Annotated in this window: 22 protein-coding genes and 1 pseudogene; 17 read left to right on the forward strand and 6 right to left on the reverse strand. The window is 63.0% G+C overall.

Going from position 1 to position 23,868, the window contains the following annotated elements; genetic code table 11:
• Nucleotides 1–28 precede the first annotated feature (28 nt).
• Genes AT302_RS23670 through AT302_RS23680 form a run of 3 tightly spaced genes read right to left on the reverse strand, consistent with a single transcriptional unit; the run spans nucleotide 29 to nucleotide 4,779 of the window.
• Nucleotides 29–1,576 (reverse strand): SpoVR family protein, encoded by a 1,548-nt coding sequence (locus tag AT302_RS23670; protein WP_058376099.1) that lies wholly within the window; start codon nucleotides 1,574–1,576, stop codon nucleotides 29–31.
• Between the two features lie 2 nt (nucleotides 1,577–1,578).
• Complete coding sequence (locus tag AT302_RS23675; protein WP_058376100.1) at nucleotides 1,579–2,841, reverse strand: YeaH/YhbH family protein; 1,263 nt, start codon at nucleotides 2,839–2,841, stop codon at nucleotides 1,579–1,581.
• Between the two features lie 15 nt (nucleotides 2,842–2,856).
• Nucleotides 2,857–4,779, reverse strand: a complete 1,923-nt coding sequence (locus AT302_RS23680) for a PrkA family serine protein kinase (RefSeq protein WP_058376101.1) — start codon at nucleotides 4,777–4,779, stop codon at nucleotides 2,857–2,859.
• 1,020 nt (nucleotides 4,780–5,799) lie between these two features.
• On the opposite strand from AT302_RS23680, the gene AT302_RS28285 reads away from it, so the two are divergent.
• From AT302_RS28285 to lnt, 10 genes and pseudogenes are all read left to right on the forward strand, one after another.
• Nucleotides 5,800–5,922 carry a hypothetical protein gene (locus AT302_RS28285; protein WP_257786045.1) on the forward strand — a complete coding sequence of 41 codons (123 nt, stop codon included), beginning with the start codon at nucleotides 5,800–5,802 and terminating at the stop codon, nucleotides 5,920–5,922.
• The gene (locus AT302_RS23685) at nucleotides 5,919–6,677 is read left to right on the forward strand and encodes a metal ABC transporter ATP-binding protein (protein ID WP_058376102.1); all 759 of its coding nucleotides are present in this window, start codon (nucleotides 5,919–5,921) and stop codon (nucleotides 6,675–6,677) included. The genes AT302_RS28285 and AT302_RS23685 overlap by 4 nt, the downstream gene beginning before the upstream one ends.
• Complete coding sequence (locus AT302_RS23690) at nucleotides 6,667–7,545, forward strand: metal ABC transporter permease (protein ID WP_058376103.1); 879 nt, start codon at nucleotides 6,667–6,669, stop codon at nucleotides 7,543–7,545. Before AT302_RS23685 ends, AT302_RS23690 begins: the two co-directional genes overlap by 11 nt.
• Nucleotides 7,546–7,556: 11 nt before the next feature.
• Nucleotides 7,557–8,495, forward strand: a complete 939-nt coding sequence (locus AT302_RS23695) for a metal ABC transporter substrate-binding protein (protein WP_058376104.1) — start codon at nucleotides 7,557–7,559, stop codon at nucleotides 8,493–8,495.
• Between the two features lie 299 nt (nucleotides 8,496–8,794).
• Nucleotides 8,795–10,138 (forward strand): tRNA (N6-isopentenyl adenosine(37)-C2)-methylthiotransferase MiaB, encoded by a 1,344-nt coding sequence (gene miaB / locus AT302_RS23700; protein ID WP_058376105.1) that lies wholly within the window; start codon nucleotides 8,795–8,797, stop codon nucleotides 10,136–10,138.
• A gap of 28 nt (nucleotides 10,139–10,166) precedes the next feature.
• Nucleotides 10,167–11,237, forward strand: coding sequence for a PhoH family protein (locus tag AT302_RS23705; RefSeq protein WP_058376106.1), 1,071 nt, complete (start codon nucleotides 10,167–10,169; stop codon nucleotides 11,235–11,237).
• Nucleotides 11,234–11,698 (forward strand): annotated as a pseudogene (ybeY, locus tag AT302_RS23710) (rRNA maturation RNase YbeY); the annotation flags it as partial. The gene AT302_RS23705 and the pseudogene ybeY, both read left to right, overlap by 4 nt.
• 156 nt (nucleotides 11,699–11,854) lie before the next feature.
• Complete coding sequence (locus AT302_RS23715; protein WP_084656428.1) at nucleotides 11,855–12,553, forward strand: gamma-glutamylcyclotransferase; 699 nt, start codon at nucleotides 11,855–11,857, stop codon at nucleotides 12,551–12,553.
• Between the two features lie 78 nt (nucleotides 12,554–12,631).
• Nucleotides 12,632–13,507 carry an HlyC/CorC family transporter gene (locus AT302_RS23720; RefSeq protein ID WP_058376108.1) on the forward strand — a complete coding sequence of 292 codons (876 nt, stop codon included), beginning with the start codon at nucleotides 12,632–12,634 and terminating at the stop codon, nucleotides 13,505–13,507.
• A gap of 21 nt (nucleotides 13,508–13,528) precedes the next feature.
• Nucleotides 13,529–15,076, forward strand: coding sequence for an apolipoprotein N-acyltransferase (gene lnt / locus AT302_RS23725; protein WP_237172005.1), 1,548 nt, complete (start codon nucleotides 13,529–13,531; stop codon nucleotides 15,074–15,076).
• Between the two features lie 99 nt (nucleotides 15,077–15,175).
• On the opposite strand, the gene AT302_RS27755 is transcribed toward lnt, so the two are convergent.
• Nucleotides 15,176–15,331: a hypothetical protein gene (locus AT302_RS27755; RefSeq protein ID WP_157125864.1), complete on the reverse strand. Its 156-nt coding sequence runs from the start codon at nucleotides 15,329–15,331 to the stop codon at nucleotides 15,176–15,178.
• On the opposite strand from AT302_RS27755, the gene glyQ reads away from it, so the two are divergent.
• The 6 genes from glyQ to gloA all read left to right on the forward strand — a co-directional run bounded on the left by glyQ (nucleotide 15,330) and on the right by gloA (nucleotide 21,344).
• Nucleotides 15,330–16,268: a glycine--tRNA ligase subunit alpha gene (glyQ, locus tag AT302_RS23730; protein ID WP_058379905.1), complete on the forward strand. Its 939-nt coding sequence runs from the start codon at nucleotides 15,330–15,332 to the stop codon at nucleotides 16,266–16,268. The two genes, AT302_RS27755 and glyQ, sit on opposite strands and share 2 nt — an antisense overlap.
• Nucleotides 16,265–18,376: a glycine--tRNA ligase subunit beta gene (glyS, locus tag AT302_RS23735; protein WP_058376110.1), complete on the forward strand. Its 2,112-nt coding sequence runs from the start codon at nucleotides 16,265–16,267 to the stop codon at nucleotides 18,374–18,376. The genes glyQ and glyS overlap by 4 nt, the downstream gene beginning before the upstream one ends.
• Before the next feature lie 23 nt (nucleotides 18,377–18,399).
• Complete coding sequence (gene gmhB / locus AT302_RS23740) at nucleotides 18,400–19,002, forward strand: D-glycero-beta-D-manno-heptose 1,7-bisphosphate 7-phosphatase (protein WP_058379906.1); 603 nt, start codon at nucleotides 18,400–18,402, stop codon at nucleotides 19,000–19,002.
• Between the two features lie 90 nt (nucleotides 19,003–19,092).
• Nucleotides 19,093–19,857, forward strand: a complete 765-nt coding sequence (locus AT302_RS23745; RefSeq protein WP_058376111.1) for a lysophospholipid acyltransferase family protein — start codon at nucleotides 19,093–19,095, stop codon at nucleotides 19,855–19,857.
• 86 nt (nucleotides 19,858–19,943) lie between these two features.
• Nucleotides 19,944–20,843, forward strand: coding sequence for a M48 family metallopeptidase (locus tag AT302_RS23750; protein ID WP_058379907.1), 900 nt, complete (start codon nucleotides 19,944–19,946; stop codon nucleotides 20,841–20,843).
• 99 nt (nucleotides 20,844–20,942) lie between these two features.
• Complete coding sequence (gloA, locus tag AT302_RS23755) at nucleotides 20,943–21,344, forward strand: lactoylglutathione lyase (protein ID WP_058376112.1); 402 nt, start codon at nucleotides 20,943–20,945, stop codon at nucleotides 21,342–21,344.
• A gap of 63 nt (nucleotides 21,345–21,407) precedes the next feature.
• Here gloA and AT302_RS28325 read toward each other — a convergent pair whose 3' ends face one another.
• On the reverse strand, nucleotides 21,408–21,863 hold the full coding sequence (locus AT302_RS28325; RefSeq protein WP_084656429.1) for a rubredoxin: 456 nt from the start codon (nucleotides 21,861–21,863) through the stop codon (nucleotides 21,408–21,410).
• A gap of 297 nt (nucleotides 21,864–22,160) precedes the next feature.
• Here AT302_RS28325 and AT302_RS23765 point away from each other — a divergent pair, with 297 nt between their 5' ends.
• A complete protein-coding gene (locus tag AT302_RS23765; RefSeq protein ID WP_058376113.1) occupies nucleotides 22,161–23,051 on the forward strand; it encodes a DMT family transporter in 891 nt (296 codons plus the stop codon).
• Here AT302_RS23765 and rsmA read toward each other — a convergent pair.
• On the reverse strand, nucleotides 23,026–23,859 hold the full coding sequence (gene rsmA / locus AT302_RS23770; RefSeq protein ID WP_058376114.1) for a 16S rRNA (adenine(1518)-N(6)/adenine(1519)-N(6))-dimethyltransferase RsmA: 834 nt from the start codon (nucleotides 23,857–23,859) through the stop codon (nucleotides 23,026–23,028). The genes AT302_RS23765 and rsmA overlap by 26 nt on opposite strands.
• Nucleotides 23,860–23,868: the final 9 nt, after the last annotated feature.

Consider the following 23,868-nt stretch of genomic DNA (forward strand, 5'->3'; position numbering starts at 1 on the left):
TCGCACTCATGCGCCGTTCATCCGGCACTCACGCCGCGCTCAGCGAATAACGCCGGCGCTTTTCGACCTTGGTCTCGTGGGTCATCTCGCTGCGGCCGTCTTCGAACACCGTCTCCAGCCGCACCGTAAATCCCCACAGACGTGCCACGTGCTTGAGCACCTCTTCGAAACCTTCGTCGAGCGGCTTGCGATCGCTTTGCACGTGCCGCAGCGTGAGCGAGCGGTCGCCGTGCAAATCGACATGCGAGACCTGAATATTCGGCTCCAGCGTACTGAGGTTGTATTGCTGCGCGAGCATCTCGCGAATCTCGCGATAGCCGTTGTCGTTGTGAATGGCCGTCACACGCAGGCGGCTGTCCCGGTCATCGTCGAGTACCGAGAAGAGCTTCAGATCGCGAATGACCTTTGGCGAGAGGAATTGCTGGATGAAGCTCTCGTCCTTGAAGTTGCGCATCGCGAAGTCGAGCGTCTTGATCCAGTCGCTGCCGGCGATATCCGGCGCCCACAGACGATCTTCCTCGGTCGGCTCTTCACACATGCGCCGGATGTCCTGAAACATCGCGAAACCCAGCGCATATGGATTGAGGCCGCTGTAGTACGGGCTATCGAACGATGGTTGATAAACCACGTTCGTGTGCGCGTGCAGAAACTCCATCATGAACGCGTCGTTGACGAGTTTCTCTTTGTAGAGTTGCTGGAGAATCGTGTAATGCCAGAACGTCGCCCAGCCCTCGTTCATCACCTTGGTCTGGCGCTGCGGATAGAAATACTGCGCGAGCTTGCGCACGATGCGAACGATCTCGCGCTGCCACGGCGCAAGCTTAGGCGCGTTCTTCTCGAAGAAGTACAGCAGGTTCTCCTGCGGCTCGCCCGGAAAGGCCGGTTCGTCCGAATCGGTTGGATCGAGCCCGTCGTCTTCGTCGTCATCGTGCAGCACGTGATTGGGCAACGTGCGCCACAGATCGTTGATCTGCAATTGCAGGTAGTTTTCGCGCTCTTTCTGGCGCGCCTGTTCCTGCGCGAGCGACAGACGCTTGGGTCGCTTGTAGCGATCCACGCCGTAGTTCATCAGCGCATGACACGAGTCGAGCAGCAATTCGACCGACTGCTCGCCGTAGCGTTGTTCGCACTCGCTGATGTAATTGCGCGCGAACAGCAGGTAATCGACGATGGCGTCGGCATTCGTCCACGTGCGGAACAGGTAGTTGCCCTTGAAGAACGAGTTATGACCGTAGCTGGCGTGCGCAATGGTGAGCGCCTGCATGGTCATGCTGTTCTCTTCCATCAGATACGCGATACAGGGGCTCGAGTTGATGACGATCTCGTACGCGAGACCCATCTGGCCGCGCTTGTAGCCGCGCTCGGACGACAGGAAGTGCTTGCCGTACGACCAGTGGTGATACCCGATGGGCAACCCCACGGTGGCGTAAGCGTCGAGCATCTGCTCGGCAGTGATGATCTCGATCTGGTTCGGATACGTATCGAGCTTGAAGTTCGCGGCGATGCGCGCGATCTCATGCTCGTAACGTTGAATCAGCTCGAAGGTCCATTCCGATCCGGTCGATATGTAGGCCATGGTCAGGCCGCCTTTTTCTTGAACAAATCGTGCAGCACTGGGTAGATCTCCGCGGCCTCCATGATGCGTTGCATCGCGAAGTTCGAATGCTGCTGCTTGACCGACAGGTACTCGTTCCACAAATTCTGCGGTTCCGCGCTGGCCACTTCGACATACGCGAAGTACTGCACGGCGGGCATGATCGACTGCATCAGAATGTCGCGGCAAATGGGCGAATCGCCGTCCCAGTTGTCGCCGTCCGACACCTGCGCGCCGTAGATATTCCAGTCGCTCGGCGAGTAGCGGTCGGCGATGACTTCCATCATCAACTTGAGCGCGCTCGACACCACCGTGCCGCCCGATTCCCGTGCGTAGAAGAAGTCATCCTCGTTGACTTCCTTCGCCGTGGTGTGGTGCCGGATCAGCACCAGATCGATGCGCTCATAGTTATGCCGCAGGAACATGTAGAGCAGCATGAAGAAGCGCTTGGCGAGATCCTTGCGGCTCTGGTCCATCGAGCCCGACACGTCCATCAGACAGAACATGACGGCCTGCGCCTGCGGACGCGGCTGCATGACACGATTCGAATAGCGCAGGTCGAGCTTCTCAATATACGGAATCGCTTCGACGCGCGTGCGCAAGTGTGTGATCTCGTGCGCGAGTGCGACGGCGCGTGGCGAGGTATCGCCTTCGCGCGCCACGACATCGGCGTACTCGTTCTCGAGTTCGCGCAACTGCTTGCGATACGGTGCGGTGAGCGCGATGCGGCGGCCCAGCGAGCTGCGCATCGTGCGGATGACGTTCAGATTCGACGGTGTACCGTCGATGGAGTAGCCCGCCCGAACCTTGCGAAACTCCGGAATCTGCGCGAGCCGGCGTTTGGCGAGGTCAGGCAGGGCCATGTCCTCGAAGAAGAATTTCAGGAACTCCTCGCGCGAGAGGTTGAAGACGAAATCGTCTTCGCCCTCGCCCGAATCGCTGGCGCGGCTGCCGCCGCCACCGGCGCCCGACGGCGGACGCTCGAAGTTATCGCCCACCACGAACTCGCGGTTGCCGGGATGTACCATCTCCCGCCGCCCGCCGGGCCCGTGGTGGAACAAGGGCTCCGAGATGTCCTTGACCGGGATCGAGACCTGTCCGCTGCCATCGATATCGGTGATCTTGCGCCCAGACACCGCCTTCGCTACCGCGCGCCGAATCTGATCGCGGTAGCGCTTGATAAAGCGTTGCTGGTTGATGGCGCTTTTGTTCTTACCGTTTTGCCGTCTGTCGATGATCGCTGACATAGTGGCCCCGAGTGGTTACGAGGATTTGCGCACGCGCAGGTACCATTCCACGAGCAGGCGAACCTGCTTCGGGGTATAGCCTTTTTCCACCATCCGGTTGACGAAGTTGGCGTGCTTTTCCTGATCCTCTTTGGACGACTTCGCATTGAAGGAGATCACCGGCAGCAAGTCCTCGGTCGTGGAGAACATGCGCTTCTCGATGACGGCCCGCAGCTTCTCGTAACTTGTCCAGAGCGGATTCTTGCCCGCGTTGTTGGCGCGCGCGCGCAGGACAAAATTGACGATCTCGTTGCGGAAATCCTTCGGGTTCGTGATGCCGGCCGGCTTCTCGACTTTCTCCAGTTCATCGTTGAGCGCCGTGCGATCGAGAATTTCGCCGGTGTTCGGATCGCGATACTCCTGATCCTGAATCCAGAGATCCGCGAAATTCACATAACGGTCGAAGATGTTCTGACCGTACTCGGAGTACGACTCCAGATACGCGGTCTGAATTTCCTTGCCGATGAACTCGACGAACGGTGCGGTCAGATACTCCTTGATGTACGAGAGATAGCGCTTCTCGACTTCGCCCGCATACTGCTCGCGCTCGATCTGCTGTTCGAGCACATACAGCATGTGCACCGGGTTGGCCGCGACTTCGGTGTTGTCGAAGTTGAACACCTTCGAGAGCACCTTGAAGGCGAAACGCGTCGACATGCCGGTCATGCCTTCGTCCACCCCGGCGTAGTCGCGATACTCCTGATACGACTTGGCCTTCGGGTCGATGTCCTTGAGGTTCTCGCCGTCGTAGACGCGCACCTTGGAGAAGACGTTGGAATTCTCGGGCTCTTTCAGACGCGTAAGCACGGCGAATTGCGCGAGCATCTTGAGCACATTCGGGGCGCGCGGTGCATTGGCGAGCGAGCTGTTCTTCACGAGCTTCTCGTAGATCTTCACCTCGTCGGTCACGCGCAGGCAGTACGGCACCTTCACGATGTAGATCCGGTCGAGGAAAGCCTCGTTATTGCGGTTGCCCTTGAAGCTCTGCCATTCCGCCTCGTTCGAGTGGGCGAGCACGATGCCGTCGAACGGAATCGCACCGAACCCTTCCGTGCCCTTGTAGTTGCCTTCCTGCGTTGCAGTCAGCAACGGGTGCAGCACCTTGATCGGGGCCTTGAACATTTCGACGAATTCGAGCAGGCCGCGATTGGCCAGACAGAGGCCGCCGGAATACGAGTACGCGTCCGGATCGTCCTGCGGGAATTCTTCGAGCTTGCGGATATCGACCTTGCCGACCAGCGACGAGATGTCCTGATTGTTTTCGTCACCCGGTTCGGTCTTGGCGATGGCGATCTGTTGCAGCACCGACGGACGCAGCTTCACCACGCGGAACTTGGTGATGTCGCCGTTGAATTCGTTCAGGCGCTTGGTCGCCCACGGCGAAGGAATCGTCGTGAGATACCGAATCGGGATACCGAAGTCCTCTTCAAGAATCTTGCCGTCTTCCTCGGGCGAGAACAGGCCCAGAGGTGACTCGTGCACCGGCGATCCCTTCAGGCAGTAGATGGGTACCTCTTCCATCAACACCTTCAGCTTCTCGGCCAGCGACGATTTGCCGCCGCCCGGAGGCCCGAGCAGATACAGGATCTGCTTGCGTTCTTCGAGCCCCTGCGCGGCGTGTTTGAAGAACGAGACGATTTGCTCGATGGTGTCTTCCATGCCGTAAAAGTCACGGAAGGCCGGATAGATCTTGATGATCTTGTTCGAGAAGAGCCGCGAGAGTCGCGGGTCATGATGCGTATCGATGAGCTCGGGCTCACCGATGGCGCGCAGCATTCGTTCGGCCGCCGACGCATACGCGGTCGAGTCCTTCTTACAGATCTCCAGATACTCCTGGATGCTGTACTCCTCTTCCTTGCGTGCGTCGAAACGTGTCGTGTAGTGGCTGAAAATATCCATATGCCTCACCCCCGCTTCATCGGAAAACACCGCAACGCGATGCCCGCTCTGTTGCCTAAGACCCGGATGACTGCGCAATGGTTTCGACCTGGCTCACTGCATGCCGGAGCGACGTTCGCGAAACCTTTCGCACTGTCCCCTCCCTCACATGAACGACTCAAAATCGGTTTAGGTTGACTTTAAACTTGTCACTAGAAAAAGCAACCGTTAACTCATCATATGCACAAACAAAAAAACTGTCGCTAGATATTTTCCGCAGCGCTAAGCATCCTCGATAACCCGCGGCCCATAAGGGTTTCCGAGAAATCTACGCATTGCGCATGCCCGATGAAATACATCAAAATTCGAGCGAATTCTCACGTGCATCGACACGCATTGCGCACTCGGGTTTGCCTGCATTCGCAACACATCGTAATGTGTCGCTAATTATTAAGTAATCCTATTTATTCGATAGCGTTAAACAGGAAATGTCTGCACGCTGCGTGCGATGTTTTTTTGGAAAAAAGAGTGGGCGGCCCGACGACGTCGACGAGAGCGAAGACGTGGGCGCGAGACGAGTAGCGATCCGGCAGAAGCCGCGCGACTGCGCAAGCCGCGAAGGTCACACGCACTGCATGCGCCACTGGCATGAAGTCGTGACCGGAAAGCCGACGACGATCAGATGATTGAACGGGCGAACCTCCTCAGGCAGGGCCGGCATGCCGCGTCGCGCGAAGGTCGCTGCGCCGCATCATGTCGCCGTCTCATCAATGCCTTGCATATTGCCGAACTCTGGAATGAAGCGAACACCATGCCAGTCGATTCAGCGTGAAGTCATGTTACGCCGGTTCGCAAAAACGTGCTGCGGCGATATGTAACCCGTTGTGTCACACCGACGCCCCGCTACCTTGGCCGAATGACGCCCTCGCCATCTTCGACACCGTCCAAGGCCGCGACGTGCCTGACGAATCATGTAATAATGCAACTTTGTTGCATTTATTACACAGTTGCAATCTGTGTGATGTCCGCCCGACCCGCGCCATGATTCGTTTTTCCGTTTGGCTCTATCGCCTCGCCGGCTGGCAGCGCACCGCACTTACCCTGCTGGTGCTCGTGCCGCTATGGGCGCTCGTCCTCTGGGCACTCCAGGGAGTCGCCTCGTGATCGGCTGCCGCAATCTCTCGGTCCGTTTCGGCCCCAATCTCGCGCTTGAAGGCGTGGACGCGACGTTCGCCCCGGGCGTGCTGTCGGCCGTCGTGGGCCCGAACGGCGGCGGCAAGACCACGCTGCTGCGCGTGCTCGCCGGCCTCCAGAAGGCAACCACCGGCAATGTCATCTGCGACGAGCCCGTCGCCTATCTCTCGCAACGCCCCGAGACCGACCATCGCTTCCCCATGTGCGTGGAAGAATATGTGCTCACCGGCACGTGGCGCCGCACCGGCGACGCCCGCCGGCTCGGCCGCGACGAGTTCGCGCGTGCTCATGAGGCGCTGACCCGCGTCGGTCTTGCCGACAAGCGCGCACAGCCGCTGGAAGTTCTGTCGGGCGGCCAGTGGCAGCGTGCCCGCTTCGCCCGCCTGATCGTCGAAGATGCACCGATCGTTTTGCTGGATGAACCCCTCACCGGCATCGATGTGCCCTCTGCGGAACTGTTGCTGGCCTTGCTGGATCAATGGCGCAACGAGGGTCGAACGGTGGTGACGGTGCTGCACGATCTGCCGCTGGTTCTGGAGCGCTTTGCTTATGTCGCCGTGATGGCTGGCAAGCTGGTCGCTGCCGGTCGTCCGGCCGAGTGTTTACATAGTGGTTTCCCGTCGGCAGGCGGCACGTTCAGCGGCGTCGGTGGCAATGCCCACGTCGGCTTATCCGATGCCGGCGGCTACACGACCTTCACCGCAGGAGGCCGCCATGGCGCTTGAGTCACTGGGCGCCGTGGGCAACCTGATCCATCTGCTGATCGGCCCGTTTGCGGAATTCGATTTCATGCGGCACGCCCTGGTCGGCAGCCTCGCGCTGTCGATCGGCTGTACGCCCGTGGGGGTGTTCCTGCTGCTGCGGCGCATGAGCCTGATGGGCGATTCGCTCTCACATGCCGTGCTGCCGGGCGCTGCCGTCGGGTATCTGATCGGCGGGCTGTCGCTGCCGTGGATGGCGGGCGGCGGCATGGTCGCCGGCCTGCTCGTCGCGTTGCTGGCCGGGGTGTCGAGCCGCCGCACGCGTCTGGATGAAGGTGCGTCGTTCGCCGGCTTCTATTTGCTGGCACTGGCGGGCGGCGTGGTGATCGTCTCGAAATGGGGCAACAGCGTCGACCTGATGCACCTGCTGTTCGGTTCGGTGCTGGCGGTGGACGATCCGTCGCTGATTCTCGTGGCCGCCATCGCGACCGTGACGCTCGCGTGGTTCGGCTGGCATTATCGCGGCCTCGTGCTCGACAGCGCCGATCCGGCGTTTCTCGGCCACGGGCACGGCAAAGCCGTGCTGCGCTATCACCTCGGCTTTACCGTGCTGACGGTGATGAATCTGGTTGCAGGGTTTCAGGCCATGGGCACGCTCATGGCCGTGGGTCTGATGATGTTGCCGGCGGCCACCGCTCGTCTGGTGGCCAGCACGCTGCCGGGCATGCTGCTCGTGGCGTGGCTGGTCGCGAGCGCGTCGAGCGTCATCGGACTGCTGATTTCGTACTATCTGGCCTGCCCGTCGGGGCCGGCCATCGTTTTGACGGCAGGGATCGCCTATCTTGGTGCGCTCCTTGTCACGCCGGGCCGCACACAGGCTCCGGCGATCTAAGAGAGGAAAACATGTTCGGATTGGGTAAATCGGGCGGTAAATCATGGCCGGGCGCGCGCTTCTTCGCCGCGCTGCTTTCGTCGGTCGCGCTCACGCTGGCAGTTGCCGGCCCGGCACAGGCACAAGACACACGTCTGCCGGTCGGTGTGAGTTTCAGCATCCTGTCCGACATCGTGAAGGTGGTGGGCGGTGACCGCGTCGACGTCACAACATTGGTCGGCCCCGATCAGGACACGCACGTCTATGAGCCGACCCCGGCCGACGTCGCCAAACTCTCGGGCACGAAACTGTTCTTCGTGAACGGCCTCGGTTTCGAAGGCTGGCTGCCGCGCCTGATGAAGGCCAGCCATTACCCGGGCAAGATCGTGACGGTCACCGACGGGCTCAAGCCCCGCACCATGCGCGACGACGGCAAGGTCGTCACCGACCCGCACATGTTCCAAGACCCGGTGCTGGTGAAGTCGATGGTCGACAACGTCGCCGCCGCGCTCTCACAGGCCGATCCGGCCGGCCGCGCCTACTACACCGATCGCGCAAAGAACTATCAGCTCGCGCTCGACGACCTGATCACCTGGGCCCGCAAGCAACTCGCCGCAGTGCCGGCCAACCGTCGCGTGGTGCTGACCTCGCATGACGCCTTCGGCTATCTGGGCGAGCGCTTCGAGATCAAGTTCCTCGCCCCGGAAGGCGTGTCGACGGAAAGCGAAGCCAGCGCGCGCGATGTGGCCAACCTGATCCGCATCATCCGCCGCACGGGCATCAAGGCCGTGTTCATGGAGAACATCTCGAATCCGCGCCTGATTCAACGCATTGCGCACGACGCGAAGGTGCAGGTCGACGGCAAGCTCTACTCGGACGCGCTCTCGCAAAACCCGGAAGCCTCCACCTATCTCCAGTTGTTCCAGCACAACATCCGCGCCATCGCCGCCGCGATGAAGGACAACCGCTAAGCCCTGCGGGCCTCGCTGCCTCTGGCCGGCCTTCGCCGGCCGGGGCAGCCGTGACGGCCGCAAAAGTCGTGACGCCCCCAGCGTCCACCTGGCGCAATACCCCTGCCGTTCACGCGGTATAATGCGCGCACCACTCACCGGCCCCGCTACGGAGGTCCGGACAGGCCGGCCACGCCGGCTTTTGCGTTTTGGCCGCCGCTTTTTTCTCTGGTCGGCCACCTGACAGAACCCCGGAAAACCTCCGAAATAACCAAATTACGGACGCCCCCAGGTTAACCACTGCGAACGGCGCACACTCAATGGCAAAGAAGATTTACATCAAGACGTTCGGCTGTCAGATGAACGAGTACGACTCCGACAAGATGGCGGACGTGCTCGGCGCGGCCGAAGGTCTCGAGAAGACCGACACCCCCGAAGACGCTGACGTCATCCTGTTCAACACCTGCTCGGTGCGTGAAAAGGCGCAGGAAAAGGTGTTCTCGGATCTGGGCCGCATGCGCGCCCTCAAGGAAATCAAGCCGGATCTCGTGATCGGCGTCGGCGGCTGCGTCGCCAGCCAGGAAGGCGCCGCCATCGTGCAGCGCGCCCCGTATGTCGACGTCGTGTTCGGCCCGCAAACGCTGCACCGCCTGCCGCAGATGCTCGAGGCGCGCCGTGCCACCGGCCGCTCGCAAGTCGACATCTCGTTCCCGGAAATCGAGAAGTTCGATCACCTGCCGCCCGCCAAGGTGGACGGTGCCACGGCCTTCGTCTCGATCATGGAAGGCTGCTCCAAATACTGTAGCTACTGCGTCGTGCCGTACACGCGCGGCGACGAAGTCTCGCGCCCGTTTGAAGACGTGCTCACGGAAATTGCCGGTCTGGCCGAGCAAGGCGTGCGCGAAATCACGCTGCTGGGCCAGAACGTGAACGCCTATCGCGGCCTGATGGCCGACGGCGAAATCGCCGACTTCGCCCTGCTGGTCGAATATGTGGCCGAAGTGCCCGGTATCGAGCGCATTCGCTTCACGACGAGTCATCCGAAGGAATTCACGCAGCGCCTGATCGACATGTACGCGAAGGTGCCCAAGCTCGTGAGCCACCTGCACCTGCCGGTGCAGCACGGCGCCGACCGCGTGCTCTCGGCCATGAAGCGCGGCTACACGGCGCTGGAATACAAGTCGATCATTCGCCGTCTGCGTCAGGTTCGCCCGGACATGTCGATGTCGTCGGACTTCATCGTCGGCTTCCCCGGCGAGACCGAAGAAGATTTCGACAAGCTCATGGCGATGATTCACGAGATCGGCTACGACACAAGCTTCTCGTTCATCTACAGCCCGCGCCCGGGCACGCCCGCTGCCAACCTGCCGGACGAAACGCCGCGTGAAGTCAAGCTGCGCCGCCTGCAACACTTGCAGGCCGTGGTCGAAGAAAACGCCGCGCGCATCAGTCAGCGTATGGTCGGCTCGCGTCAGCGCATTCTGGTCGAAGGCATCTCGCGCAAAGACCCGAACGAGCTGCAAGGCCGCACCGAGAACAACCGCGTGGTCAACTTCCCGGCTTCCGAGGCACAACGCAGCGCGCTCATCGGCCAGATGACGGACGTCGTGATCACCTTCGCCTACCCGCACTCGCTGCGCGGCGAACTGATCATTACGCACTGATCGCCCTGCCCCATCACACCGGATCATCTTGAAAGCACTCGCCCAAGAATTTACCGCGCCGCGCGACGACAATCGCCGGCTGGCCAACCTCTGCGGCCCGCTCGACGAGAACCTGCGCCAGATTGAGCAGGCCCTCGACGTGTCGATTTCCCGCCGGGGTCATCGCTTCACGATTCGCGGCAAGAGTGCCGTCATCGCGACGCAGGCGCTGGAAAGCTTCTACAACCGCGCCACCGAACCGCTGTCGGTCGACGACATTCAGTTGGGTCTGGTGGAAACGCGTCAGGGCCATGAGCCGATCCTGCGCCACGGCGACGACAACCCGTTCGCTACCGGTGACGAGACGGAAACCGGTTCGCCGGTGCTGCACACCCGTCGCACCGACCTGCACGGCCGCACGCCAGCGCAGCGCGATTACCTCAAGCAGATTCTGTCGCACGACGTCACGTTCGGCATCGGACCTGCGGGCACCGGCAAGACGTATCTGGCCGTGGCCTGCGCCGTCGACGCGCTGGAGCGCGACGCGGTCAAACGCATCGTACTCACGCGCCCGGCAGTCGAAGCCGGCGAGCGTCTCGGCTTTCTGCCGGGCGATCTCGCGCAGAAGGTCGATCCGTACCTGCGCCCGCTCTACGACGCGCTCTACGATCTGCTCGGCTTCGACAAGACACAGAAGTACTTCGAGAAGCAGATGATCGAGATTGCGCCGCTTGCCTATATGCGTGGGCGCACGCTCAATCACGCGTTCATCATTCTCGACGAGGCGCAGAACACCACGCCTGAACAGATGAAGATGTTCCTCACGCGGATCGGCTTCGGCAGCAAGGCGGTGGTGACGGGCGACACGACGCAGGTCGACTTGCCGCGTGGCCACAAGAGCGGCCTGAACGAGGCGCAAGTCATCCTGAAGAACGTACGCGGCATCGCGATGACCCGTTTCACCAGCGTGGACGTGGTGCGTCACCCGCTGGTCGCGCGCATCGTCGATGCGTACGAAGCCCACGCCCAACACGCGGAAGCCGGGCTCGATTTGCCGGCATCGGCCGATCACGAGCCGCGCCAACCCCGTCAGGCCCGTGCGCCGCGAGGCAACGCATGAGCGGTGCCCGCCCACGCCACGCGCTGACGCTGACGAGCCAGTTCGTACTCGGGCGCGACTTCGCCGCCCATAAGGCGGTGCTCTCGCGCGCCAACCTGCGCCGCTGGGTGCAGGCCGCGCAACTGGCCGACGCCGAGCTCACGCTGCGTTTTGTCGACGCCGACGAAGGTCAGGAGCTGAACCGCAGCTATCGCGGCAAGGACTACGCGACCAACGTGCTGACGTTCGCGTACGCGCAAGACGAGAGCGACCCGGTCATGGGCGACATCGTGCTGTGCTGCCCGGTGGTCGAGCGCGAGGCGAACGAGCAGGGTCTGACGCTCGAAGCCCATTACGCGCATCTGATCGTGCACGGCGTGCTGCACGCGCAAGGCTACGATCACGAGGAAGACGACGAAGCCGAGGAAATGGAAGCGCTGGAGACGGAGATTCTTGCCGGCTTGGGCTACGCCGATCCTTATGCGTCGGAGAAGACCGCCGCACCGCGCAAGACGAAGACGGCCAAGACCATCGAGGCCACCAAGGCCTCCAAAGCCACTAAGGCCACGCCAGCCGCTGCCAAGACCACCCCGCCGGCCAAATCGCGCCGCGCCTGAACCGCCGATCGCATAGACAGCATGGACCGCATCCCAGACCACCCGAGCGCCCCCGAATCCCCTCAGGCCAGCGTGTCGAGCGGCCCCGGATGCACCCAGTACCCGCCCGACCTCGGCATTGCCCACCATCTGAGCCCCGAAGAGCTGTCGCGCTCGCTCGACGCCGCGCTCGCCGGCTGGAACGGCAAGCAGGATCTCTGGATCTTTGCCTACGGCTCGCTGATCTGGAATCCGGGTGTGCCGATGGAAGAAAGCCTGCACGCCCGCGTGTTCGGCTATCACCGGGGCCTTTATCTGTGGTCGCGCGTCAATCGCGGCACGCCGGAACACCCGGGCCTCGTGCTCGCACTCGACCGGGGCGGCTCATGTGCCGGCGTAGCGTTGCGTCTGTCCGCTGCGACGGCGCGTGCACATCTCGAATCGCTCTGGCACCGTGAAATGGCGATGGGTTCTTACCGTCCGGCGTGGCTGCACTGCGCGCTCGCCGATGGCCGCACCACACCCGCGCTCGCTTTCGTGATGCGCCGCGACGTGAAAAGTTACGCCGGCCGCCTGCCCGACAACATCGTGCGCAAGGTGTTCGATCAGGCGCAGGGCCGCTACGGCACCACCCACGATTACGTGGCTCGCACGGTCAAGGCACTTCGCGAAGCGGGCATGCCCGACCCCGCGCTCGAAGCCGTGCTGCACCGCTGCGGTGCACCGACCGGCCAGCGCTGACACGGCAATGGCGTGCATCTGGTGTATCCTTTAGCTTCCTGAAACAGCTCGGCGTCCGCCCAACTTGGACGCGCCGTCATGAACGACCCTTATCCCAGTCGACCCGGTCAAAGAAAGCCCGAAAAACCTCGCTCTCTGCTCGAACGCCTCACCGATCTGATTTCCCCGGAGCCGGAGTCGCGCGCAGAGTTGCTCGAAATTCTGCAAGACGCTCACGCCCGCAACCTGATGGACGCCGATTCTCTGGCGATGATCGAGGGCGTGTTCCAGGTGGCCGATCTGTGCGCACGCGACATCATGGTGCCTCGCGCTCAGATGGACGCCATCAACATCGAACAGACTCCCGAAGAATTCATGCCGTTCGCACTGGAACAGGCGCACTCGCGCTATCCCGTGTATGAAGGCAATCGCGACAACATCATCGGCATTCTGCTCGCGAAGGATCTGCTTCGTTTCTACGCGAATCACGACTTCGATGTGCGCGACATGCTGCGCCCGGCGGTGTTCATCCCCGAGTCGAAGCGCCTGAACGTGTTGCTGCATGACTTCCGCGTGAACCGCAACCACATCGCCATCGTCGTGGACGAATACGGCGGCGTGGCCGGTCTCATCACCATTGAAGACGTGCTCGAACAGATCGTCGGCGACATCGAAGACGAGTACGACTTCGACGAAGAAGAAGACAACATCATCGCCGCGCCCGATGGCAGTTATCGCATTCGCGCGCTCACCGAAATCGAGCAGTTCAACGACGCCTTCGGCACCCAGTTCGTCGATGCCGAAAACGACACGATCGGCGGTATGATCACGCACCAGTTCGGTCGTGTGCCGCGCCGTGGCGAACGTCTGCGCGTCGGCAATCTCGTGTTCGAAGTGCTGCGTGCCGACGGCCGCCAGATTCATATGCTGCTCTTGCGGCGCGTGGAACCGGCCCCCGTCGTTCAGCCTGACTAATTTCAACGATCCATGCAGGAAATGACCGTCCACGCGCCCGAGCGGCGCTCGTGGCCGGCCTGGCGCGCGCGTGCGCTCGCCGGTCTGGCCGGTATTGCTCAGACACTGGCTTTCGCCCCCCGAGACGTTTGGTGGCTGCAACTGCTGGCCATGGCCGGCCTGTTCGCGCTACTTGAGCGCAGCCCGTCGCGGCGCGATGCGTTGTGGCTCGGCGGCTGCTTCGGCGTGGCGTCGTTCGTCTCCGGCATCTGGTGGCTCTACATCAGCATGCACACCTACGGTGGCATGCCCGGCGTGATGGCCGGTGCCGCCGTCGTGCTGTTCTCGCTCTATCTGGCGATCTACCCAGCGCTCGCGGCCTTCGTCACGCGCTGGGTTCCGGCCACGGGCCCGTGGCGCACGTTTGCGTTTGCCGGAGCCTGGACGCTCGCCGAATGGCTGCGCGGCACCGTCTTCACCGGTTTCCCGTGGCTCTCACCCGGTTACGCTCACGTCGATGGCCCACTCGCCGGCTTCGCGCCGCTGCTGGGCGTGTACGGCATTGGCGGTCTTGCTGCACTGACCGCCGCGTGGTTCGCCCGCGCGGTGTTGCCGCTGAACATGGCGACGCGACCGGCGCGCCGGCTGCTCGCGGTCGTCGGCGTGCTCGCACTGCTCGGCATCGGCGCCGGTCTCACCCGTCACGCGTGGACCACGCCTGCGGGCCAACCGCTCACGGTGCGGCTGCTGCAAGGCAATATCCCCCAAGACATGAAGTTCGAGCGCGCCGGCATCGATCACGCGATGGCGCTCTATCGCGACATGATCACCGCAGCGCCGGCCGACCTGATCATTACGCCGGAAACGGCCTTCCCGGTGCTGCTGCAAGGGATTCCTCCGGAAATCGCCGCGCCCATTCGTGAATTTGCCGATCGCACCGGCTCGCACGTCGTGCTCGGCGCCGTGGGCGCGACGTTGACGCCGCAAGGCCCGACGGACCTGACCAACAGCCTGTTCGGCGTCTCGCCGCGCGACCAGACGCTGCATCGCTACGACAAACACCATCTCGTGCCATTCGGTGAATTCGTGCCGTGGGGCTTCCGGTGGTTTGTCGACATGATGCATATCCCGCTGGGCGACTTCCTGCGCGGCTCGGCAACACCGACCGGCTTCCCGGTGCGCGATCAGCGTGTGGCGCTCGACATCTGCTACGAAGACTTGTTCGGCGAAGAGATCGCTCAGGCGCTGCGCAATATGCCGGAGCCCGCGACGGTGCTTGCCAACTCGACCAATCTGGCGTGGTTTGGCGACACCATCGCGCTGGACCAGCATCTGCAAATCGCCCGCATGCGCACGCTCGAAACTGGGCGTCCGATGCTGCGTGCGACCAACACCGGCACGACGGCCATCATCGATGCACAGGGTCACGTGCAAGGCCGCCTGCCGGCGATGACCGTCGGCGCGCTCACGGGCAAGGTGCAGCCCTATACGGGCCTCACGCCTTATGTGCGTTTCGGCAATGTGCCGGCGCTGCTGCTGGCGCTGGCCGCCCTCGGCCTTGGCCTGATCGCCGGACGACGCGCGCGCTGAGTCCGTCACACAAATGCGCCACGCTTGACGGGCGCTGCGGCACGGCCGGCGCCTCATTGGTCGGCCAACACCCCGCTCGGGCCGGATTCCCGCTAAAATTCAAGGTTTTGGGGCCTGTTCACCCTGGTTTTTGGCGGGCAATCCTTGCCCGATATCAGGATGAACAGGCCCCAGTTCGTCGGCCGCGCTCGCGGCCGGGCCGATGAACTGCGCAAAATCCGCATATTTCTCTTTTCGTCCGCGCGAATTCATCATGCTTACCTTTCAACAAGTCATCCTGACGTTGCAGGATTACTGGGACAAGCAAGGCTGTGCGTTGCTCCAGCCTTACGACATGGAGGTCGGCGCCGGTACCTCGCACACCGCCACGTTCCTGCGCGCAATCGGCCCGGAGCCGTGGCGCGCCGCCTACGTGCAGCCGTCGCGCCGTCCGAAGGATGGCCGCTATGGCGAGAACCCGAACCGCATGCAGCACTACTACCAGTACCAGGTGGTGCTCAAGCCGGCACCGGAGAACATTCTCGACCTGTATCTGGGTTCGCTGCGTGCGCTCGGTCTCGATCTGACCGAAAACGACGTGCGCTTCGTCGAAGACGACTGGGAAAACCCCACGCTCGGCGCTTGGGGTCTGGGCTGGGAAGTGTGGCTCAACGGCATGGAAGTCACGCAGTTCACCTACTTCCAGCAAGTGGGCGGTCTGGACTGCAAGCCCGTGCTCGGCGAAATTACCTACGGGATCGAGCGTCTGGCGATGTATCTACAACAGGTCGAGAACGTGTACGACCTCGTGTGGACGGAATGGGAGGAGCAGACGGCTGACGGCCCGGTCACGCGCCGCCTGACGTATGGCGACGTGTTCCATCAGAACGAAGTCGAGCAGTCGACGTACAACTTCGAGCACTCGAACCAGCCGATGCTGTTCAGCTTCTTCGATAACTACGAGAGCGAAGCCAAGCGCCTCATCGAAGCCGAACTGGCCCTGCCGGCCTACGAAATGATTCTGAAGGCGGCACACACCTTCAACCTGCTCGACGCCCGTGGCGCCATCTCGGTGACCGAACGTGCGGCGTACATCGGCCGTATCCGGGCGCTGTCGCGCCTGATCGCACAGGCCTACTACGCTTCGCGCGAGAAGCTCGGTTTCCCGATGCTGAACGCCCCCGCCGCCCAAACCCGAACGCAAGCCGCATGATGAGCACCGCACAACGTACCCTGCTGGTCGAACTGCTGACCGAAGAACTGCCGCCGAAGGCACTGGCACGTCTGGGCGACGCCTTTGCCGACGGCATCGCCAACGGCCTGCGCTCGCGCGGTCTCACGACCGACGCCAGCGTCGTCACGCCGTATGCCACGCCGCGCCGTCTGGCCGTCACGATTACCCACGTGCTCGAGCGCGCCCCGGATGCCACCATCCGCGCGAAGGTGCTGCCGGTGTCCGTCGCGCTCGACGCCAACGGCAACCCGACCCCGCCGCTCGCGAAGAAGCTCGCCGCGATGGGCTTCGCCGACCTGCCGGTCGCGAGCCTTGAGCGCGCCATGGACGGCAAGGCCGAAGCCTTCTTCCATACCTACACGGCCGCCGGTGCCCAACTGGCCGGCGCGCTGCAAGCCTCGCTCGACGAAACGCTCGGCAAGCTGCCCATCCCGAAGGTCATGAGCTACCAGCGCCCCGATGGCGAAACGGTGCAGTTCGTGCGTCCGGTGCATGGTCTGATTGCGCTGCACGGCGACACGCTCGTGCCGGCCACGGCGATCGGTCTGACGTCTGGCAACAAGACCCTGGGTCATCGCTTCCTGTCGAACGGTGAAGTCGTGATCCACAACGCGGACGAATACGCCGCCACGCTGCTCGACGAAGGCAAGGTCTACGCGAGCTACACGGCCCGGCGCGATGCGATTCGCGAGCAACTGCTCGCCGCTGCCGGCAACGACCACGTGGTCATGCCCGACGCGCTGCTCGACGAAGTCACCGCACTGGTGGAATGGCCGGCCGTCTACGCCTGCCATTTCGAAAGCGAGTTCCTCGCCGTGCCGCAGGAGTGCCTGATTCTCACGATGCAGACGAATCAAAAGTACTTCGCGCTCACCGACAAGCCGCTTGCCGAGGGCGGGCGTCTGACGAACCGTTTCCTGATCGTCTCGAACATCGCCACCGACAAGCCGGAGCAGATCGTGACCGGCAACGAGCGCGTTGTGCGCCCGCGTCTGGCCGATGCGAAGTTCTTCTTCGAGCAGGACAAGAAGAAGCCGCTGGCCGATCGCGTGCCGTTGCTCGCCAACGTCGTGTATCACAACAAGCTGGGTTCGCAGCTCGAACGCACGAAGCGCCTCTCGGCACTCGCGGGTGCGATTGCGCAGATGACCGGCAGCGACGTGGCACTGGCCGAGCGCGGTGCACTGCTGGCCAAAGCCGACTTGCTGACCGACATGGTCGGCGAGTTCCCGGAGCTGCAAGGCACGATGGGCACGTACTACGCACGCCACGACGGCGAGCCGGACGATGTCGCCCTCGCCTGCTCGGAACACTACCAGCCGCGCTTTGCCGGCGACGCCCTGCCCGTGAGCCCGACCGGCACGGCCGTGGCGCTGGCCGACAAGCTCGAAACACTCGTCGGCATCTGGGGCATCGGCCTGCAACCGACCGGCGAGAAAGACCCGTTCGCGCTGCGTCGCCACGCCCTCGGCATCGCGCGCATGCTCATCGAGAAGCGTCTGCCCGTGATGTTGCCCGACCTGCTTCGCGTGGCTTACGACGGCTTCACCACGGGCGTGGCTGATGGCGCTTATCTGCACGATGTCTACCTGTTTGTGCTCGATCGCGTGCGCGGTTACCTGCGTGAGCGTGGCTTCGGTGCGAACGAAATCGAAGCCGTACTGGCCAATCAGCCCCCGTATCTGGGTGACTTGATCGAGCGTCTGGAAGCCGTGCGTGCGTTCTCGGCACTGCCGCAAGCCGAAGCGCTGGCGGCTGCCAACAAACGTATCGGCAACATTCTGAAGAAGACGGCGCCGCCGCCGGACGGTGTGATTCAGCCGTCGCTGCTCATAGAACCGGCTGAAAAGGCGCTCGCCGCCGCGCTCGACAAGGTGACGCCGCTGGTGGAAACGAGCTTCGAGGCGCGTCAGTACGAGCAGGCGTTGACGGCGCTGGCGCAATTGCGCGATGCGGTCGACGCCTTCTTCAACGACGTGATGGTGATGGCCGACGACGAGGCGCTGCGCAACAACCGCCTCGCGTTGCTCACGCGCCTGCACGCGCAGATGAACCGTGTGGCCGATCTCTCGAAGCTCGCCGCCTAAGTTGCCGATATCCGATGCCGAACATGGACTCGCGTAAAGACCGCACCCCCGGCCCCGCCGCTCGCAAGCTGGTGATTCTCGACCGTGACGGCGTGATCAACGTCGACTCGGACCAGTTCATCAAGTCGACCGACGAGTGGGTGCCGCTGCCCGGCAGCCTCGAAGCGATTGGCCGGTTGAATCAGGCCGGCTATCGCGTGGTCGTGGCCACTAACCAGTCGGGCGTCGGACGCGGTCTGTTCGACATGGCAACGCTGGGCGCCATGCACGCCAAGATGTCGAAGCTGGCTGCCGCGGCGGGTGGCCGTATCGACGCGGTGTTTTTCTGTCCGCACACGTCAGCGGAGGGTTGTGATTGCCGCAAACCGAAGCCCGGCCTGTTTCAGGAAATCGCCCGGCGCTATGAAGTCGACCTGACCGGCGTGCCGGCCGTGGGCGATTCGTTGCGCGACTTGCAGGCGGCTGCCGCCGTGGGTGCCCACCCGCATCTGGTGCTCACCGGCAAGGGCAAGAAAACACTGGCCGCCGGCAACTTGCCGGAAGGCACCCGCGTGCACGACAGCCTTCAGGCATTCGTGCGCGACATGCTCGCTGAAGAGGATGCCAAGGACGCCAAGGGTGGCTGACGCGGTGTGAGACCGCTCATGCCGCTCATGCCCGCTCAAACGCCTGAAACACCCGACGCTCCCCGGCCCACTCATTCAAGCCCAGATCTGATGCAGCGACTTCGTTCGATTCTTTTCTTCCTCTACCTGATCGTCTTTACGATTCCGTACGCCATCGCGTGCATCGTGACGTTTCCGATCCTCAACCGCGTCCGGCGTTATTGGTTCGCGGTGGGCTGGTGCCGCACGACGATGATCGTGGCCGACAAACTGTGCGGCATTCGATACCGTGTGATCGGTCGCGAGAACCTGCCCGACACGCCCGCCATCGTGCTCTCGAAGCACCAGTCGGCGTGGGAAACGCTCGCGCTGCCGGCACTCATGCCGCGCCCGCTGTGCTTCGTGTTCAAGCGCGAATTGCTCTACGTGCCGTTCTTCGGCTGGGCGCTCGGCCTGCTGAGCATGATTCACATCAACCGCAGCAAGGGCACCGATGCGTTCCAGTCGGTAGTGGCGCAGGGGCGTGAGCGTCTGGCCGAAGGCTCGTGGATCATCATGTTCCCGGAAGGCACGCGCACGAGGACCGGCTCGCGCAACAAGTACAAGTCGGGCGGTGCGCGTCTGGCAGCAACGACCGGGGCACCGGTCGTGCCCATCGCGCACAATGCCGGACGCATGTGGCCGCGCAATTCGTTCATGAAATTCCCCGGTGAAGTGATCGTCTCGATCGGCCCGGTGATTCAGACGGAAGGACGCACGCCGGAAGCCGTGAATGCTGATGTGGCCGAATGGATCGAACGTGAGATGATTCGTATCGATCCGGCAGCCTACACGTCGGCCCCAAAAGCTACGCCGGAAGCCACCCCTCGGACCTGAGCGCACTACGAGACAGTCTCATGTCGAAAGCCCGAACCGCGAACCGTAACGCCAGCAATACCCGCGATCGCCGCTCCCGGCATGAGATGCTCGTTCCCCAGATGGAACTCGACCTGTTCGGCAGCCCGGCCGCCGAAGCCAATGGTGTGGCGACCGATGCACCGGCCCCCGCCCCTGCCCCCACACCGGTTATCCCCGCTACTCCCGCTACTCCCGCCATCCCCGACACGCCTGAGCCGCCCAAGCCGCGCCGTGCGCCCGCCGCCGGCGAGCGCGTGATCATGCTCGACGGGCACGCGCTCTATTACCGCTTCAAGCGCTCGTCGCGCCGCACGATCGGCTTCATCATCGATGAGTCGGGGCTTGCGGTAACCGCACCGCGCTGGGTCACGATCGCTGACGTCGAAGCTGCCGTCGTCGAAAAGAAGCGCTGGATCTTCAACAAGATCGCCGAGTTTCGCGAACGCTCGGCCCGGCGCGTGATTCCGCGCGTGAACTGGGTCGACGGCGCGACGCTGCCGTATCTCGGTCACACGCTGACCGTGCGTCTTGGCGGCCGCCCCGGTGCGCAGCAATACGACATTCACACGCACACGCTCTGGCTCGACCTGCCGCCGCAAGCCGCGCCTGAACAGATGCGCGACCGTGTGCAAGGCTGGTTGCAGCAGGAAGCGCGCAAGCTCTTCACGACCCGGCTCGACGTTTATGGTGAGCGCCTCGGCGTGAGCTACTCGGCACTTGGATTGTCCTCGGCGACCACCCGCTGGGGCAGTTGCAGCGCCGATGGCCGCATTCGCCTGAACTGGCGTCTGATCCACTTTCCGCTGGGTGTGATCGACTACGTGGTGGCGCACGAACTGGCGCATTTGAAGGAAATGAACCACGGGCCGCGCTTCTGGCAGGCGGTAGCGTCGATCTTTCCGGAGTTCGAATCCGCGCGCGACACACTCAAGTCGCATGCCCCGGAATGGCTGCCGGAGTTTTAAGCGTCACGCTGAAATGGCTCAACGCTGCATGAACGCCGCTCATTTTTGCTGACGCGGGTACAATTGACGCTTCGTTTGTCCCCACACAGTCAAAACACCATGCGAATGCTCCACACCATGCTGCGCGTCGGCGACTTGCAGCGCTCGATCGACTTCTACACGCGCGTGCTCGGCATGCAACTGCTGCGCCAGAGCGAAAACCCCGAGTACAAGTACACGCTGGCTTTCGTGGGCTACGGCGCCGAGTCAGAGAACACCGTGCTTGAGCTGACCTACAACTGGGGCGTGGAAAAGTACGAGATCGGCACGGCGTTCGGCCATCTGGCCGTTGAAGTCGACGACGCCTACAAGGCTTGCGACACGATCCGCGCCGCGGGCGGTAAAGTCTCGCGCGAAGCCGGCCCGGTCAAGGGCGGCACCACGGTCATCGCCTTCGTGGAAGATCCGGACGGCTACAAGATCGAACTGATCCAGAAGCATTCGGCCAAGGGCGGCCTGTAAGACACGACGGCGGCGCGGGTCCCGGTTCTCCACCGAGGGTCGGGCAGCGCCGCCAGCAACGCCTCAGAACTGCACCATCGCAAAGTCTTCCTTGCCCACGTCGCATAGCGGGCAACGCCAGTCGTCCGGCACATCCTCCCACCGCGTTCCCGGCGCAATGCCGTCTTCGGGATAACCGGCCGCTTCGTCGAAAATCCATCCGCAGATCACGCAGACCCACTGCCGGAATTCCGGTGCCGTGGCAGCACTCGCTTCGCCATCGTTGGCGCTATCGGACTCGCTGCCGGTGGTGGCGCCATGGCCCGTCTTCCCCGGCACGGCGGGATCGAGCAGTGTGAACAACAACGGCTGACCGGTGCCCGCTGCATCCGGCTCAGTGCCTGCCAGATGCGTTTGCAGCGCGGCGAGCAGCGCCTGCGCTTCGTCGCGCGTGAGATCGATCCAGAACGGATCACCCGCCCCATCGTTGAGTCGCGATGGAGAAAACTGGAGTTCGACGGCAGAGCCTTTCTTGTACATGGGGATGACTGCGGGGGATGACTGCGGGGGAATACCGCGGTGATGAGCGGGAGATGACGGGCGATCGCACCCGAGGGACGTATTCTAGCCGCGCGACTGTCCCCGATAAACCCTCCGGAGGGGGAGACATTGTGCCGCACGGAGAAACAATGATTACCCCTACGGCGCGCACCAAATTGATGCAGTCATGAGGCGGATCGTGGAGAATGAGCGGCGAATCGGATGTGCAGAATGACGTGCGGCAACGCTGCGCCGCGTCGCCTGCTTGCCCGCCCCTCCCACTCCCGAACCGATTTCATGAACACAGCCCCTCGCCCGATCGATGCCACCGCCCTCGCCATCATGGTCGGCTTGTGTGCGATATGGGGCGGCCAACAGGTGGCGGTGAAGCTTGCAGTGACCGCCGTGCCAGCGGTGCTGCAAGCGGGTCTGCGCTCGGTAATCGCCACGCTGCTCGTGGGCGGGTGGATGCTCTGGCGGCGTCAGCGGCTTGTCACCGGCGACGGGACGTTGTCGGCCGGCCTTCTGGCCGGCGTGCTGTTCTCGCTGGAATTTCTCTGCATCTTCGTCGGGCTGACGCATACCACGGCATCACGCATGGCCGTGTTTCTGTATTCCGCACCTTGCTTCACGGCCATCGGCCTGCATTGGACGGTGCCCAGCGAGCGGCTGCGTGCCGGGCAATGGCTCGGCATGGCGCTGGCGTTCTGCGGCATCGTGGTGGCGTTCTCGGACGGTGGCAGCACGAGCCTTGCGACGACTTGGCCGGGTGACCTGCTCGGCATTCTGGCGGGCGTTTTCTGGGGCATGACGACGGTCGTCGTGCGCGCTTCGAAGCTGGCAACGGCCGCCCCCGCCAAGACACTGCTCTATCAGTTGGCCGTCTCCGCCGTGCTGCTATGCGTGCTGGCGCTGGCCACCGGTAACGTCCACATCGGCGAGATGACGGCCACGACGTGGATCAGTCTGGTCTATCAATCCATCGGCGTGGCGTTTGCGAGCTATCTGATCTGGTTCTGGATGCTCACGCGCTACAGCGCCGCCCGCCTCGCGTCGTTCTCGTTCCTGAGCCCGCTGTTCGGGGTAACGTTCGGCGTGCTGATTCTCGGAGAATCGGTGGGCTGGCGCTTTGCGGGCGCCGTCGCCCTTGTGTTCGCCGGGATCAGCCTTGTGAACCGGCGCCGCTGATCGTGCGCGCCAGCGACACGTATTCGTCGACGGAAACATCTTCCGCACGACGTGTCAGATCGAACCCGAGTGCATCGAAGTCGACGCGGTCGCGATAGCTGTGCAGCGTGTTGCGCAGCATCTTGCGACGCTGTGAGAACGCCTGCGCAACCACCGCTTCGAACACCGTCAGATCCACGTCGGGCAAGTCGGCCTGAGCACGCGGAATCATTCGCACGATGGCCGAATCGACCTTCGGCGGCGGATTGAACGCTTCCGGCGGAACGTCGAGCACCTTGTCCATCCAGTAGCGGTATTGCAGCATCACCGACAGCCGGCTGTAGTTGCTCGACCCGGCCGGTGCCACCATGCGCTCCACGACTTCGTTCTGCAACATGAAGTGCTGGTCGCGCACCTGCGTCGCAAAACGCATCAGGTGAAAGAGCAACGGGCTCGAGATGTTGTACGGCAGGTTGCCGACGATGCGCAGCGGCGACTCGTCGCGGCGATCTTCCGGCACCAGCGAGCCGAAGTCGAAGTCGAGCGCATCGCCCGCGTGTACCGTCACGCGATCGCCAAACTTGCGCGTCAGGCGTGCGACGAGATCGCGGTCGAGTTCGACGACATGCAGATGCGCAAGCCACTCGGCGAGCGGCGTCGTCAAGGCGCCGAGCCCCGGGCCGATTTCGACCATCAGATCATCGGGGCGCGGCGAAATGGCGCTCACGATGTCGTCGATCACGCCCACATCGACGAGAAAGTTCTGACCAAAACGTTTGCGCGCCACGTGGCCCTGTTGGACGCCCGTGCGCTTCGATGCGCTACTCATGTGAAATTC

The organism is Pandoraea norimbergensis (assembly GCF_001465545.3).
Taxonomy (GTDB): domain Bacteria; phylum Pseudomonadota; class Gammaproteobacteria; order Burkholderiales; family Burkholderiaceae; genus Pandoraea; species Pandoraea norimbergensis.

Coding starts and splice junctions, on each gene's coding strand:
- AT302_RS23680 (WP_058376101.1), bottom strand. CDS start 4,779: ATGGATATTTTCAGCCACTACACGACACGTTTCGACGCACGCAAGGAA.
- AT302_RS23765 (WP_058376113.1), top strand. CDS start 22,161: ATGAACACAGCCCCTCGCCCGATCGATGCCACCGCCCTCGCCATCATG.
- AT302_RS23720 (WP_058376108.1), top strand. CDS start 12,632: ATGAACGACCCTTATCCCAGTCGACCCGGTCAAAGAAAGCCCGAAAAA.
- miaB (WP_058376105.1), top strand. CDS start 8,795: ATGGCAAAGAAGATTTACATCAAGACGTTCGGCTGTCAGATGAACGAG.
- AT302_RS27755 (WP_157125864.1), bottom strand. CDS start 15,331: ATGATGAATTCGCGCGGACGAAAAGAGAAATATGCGGATTTTGCGCAG.
- AT302_RS23670 (WP_058376099.1), bottom strand. CDS start 1,576: ATGGCCTACATATCGACCGGATCGGAATGGACCTTCGAGCTGATTCAA.
- rsmA (WP_058376114.1), bottom strand. CDS start 23,859: ATGAGTAGCGCATCGAAGCGCACGGGCGTCCAACAGGGCCACGTGGCG.
- lnt (WP_237172005.1), top strand. CDS start 13,529: ATGACCGTCCACGCGCCCGAGCGGCGCTCGTGGCCGGCCTGGCGCGCG.
- AT302_RS23675 (WP_058376100.1), bottom strand. CDS start 2,841: ATGTCAGCGATCATCGACAGACGGCAAAACGGTAAGAACAAAAGCGCC.
- gloA (WP_058376112.1), top strand. CDS start 20,943: ATGCGAATGCTCCACACCATGCTGCGCGTCGGCGACTTGCAGCGCTCG.
- AT302_RS23695 (WP_058376104.1), top strand. CDS start 7,557: ATGTTCGGATTGGGTAAATCGGGCGGTAAATCATGGCCGGGCGCGCGC.
- AT302_RS23690 (WP_058376103.1), top strand. CDS start 6,667: ATGGCGCTTGAGTCACTGGGCGCCGTGGGCAACCTGATCCATCTGCTG.
- glyS (WP_058376110.1), top strand. CDS start 16,265: ATGATGAGCACCGCACAACGTACCCTGCTGGTCGAACTGCTGACCGAA.
- gmhB (WP_058379906.1), top strand. CDS start 18,400: ATGGACTCGCGTAAAGACCGCACCCCCGGCCCCGCCGCTCGCAAGCTG.
- AT302_RS28325 (WP_084656429.1), bottom strand. CDS start 21,863: ATGTACAAGAAAGGCTCTGCCGTCGAACTCCAGTTTTCTCCATCGCGA.
- glyQ (WP_058379905.1), top strand. CDS start 15,330: ATGCTTACCTTTCAACAAGTCATCCTGACGTTGCAGGATTACTGGGAC.
- AT302_RS23745 (WP_058376111.1), top strand. CDS start 19,093: ATGCAGCGACTTCGTTCGATTCTTTTCTTCCTCTACCTGATCGTCTTT.
- AT302_RS23750 (WP_058379907.1), top strand. CDS start 19,944: ATGCTCGTTCCCCAGATGGAACTCGACCTGTTCGGCAGCCCGGCCGCC.
- AT302_RS28285 (WP_257786045.1), top strand. CDS start 5,800: ATGATTCGTTTTTCCGTTTGGCTCTATCGCCTCGCCGGCTGGCAGCGC.
- AT302_RS23715 (WP_084656428.1), top strand. CDS start 11,855: ATGGACCGCATCCCAGACCACCCGAGCGCCCCCGAATCCCCTCAGGCC.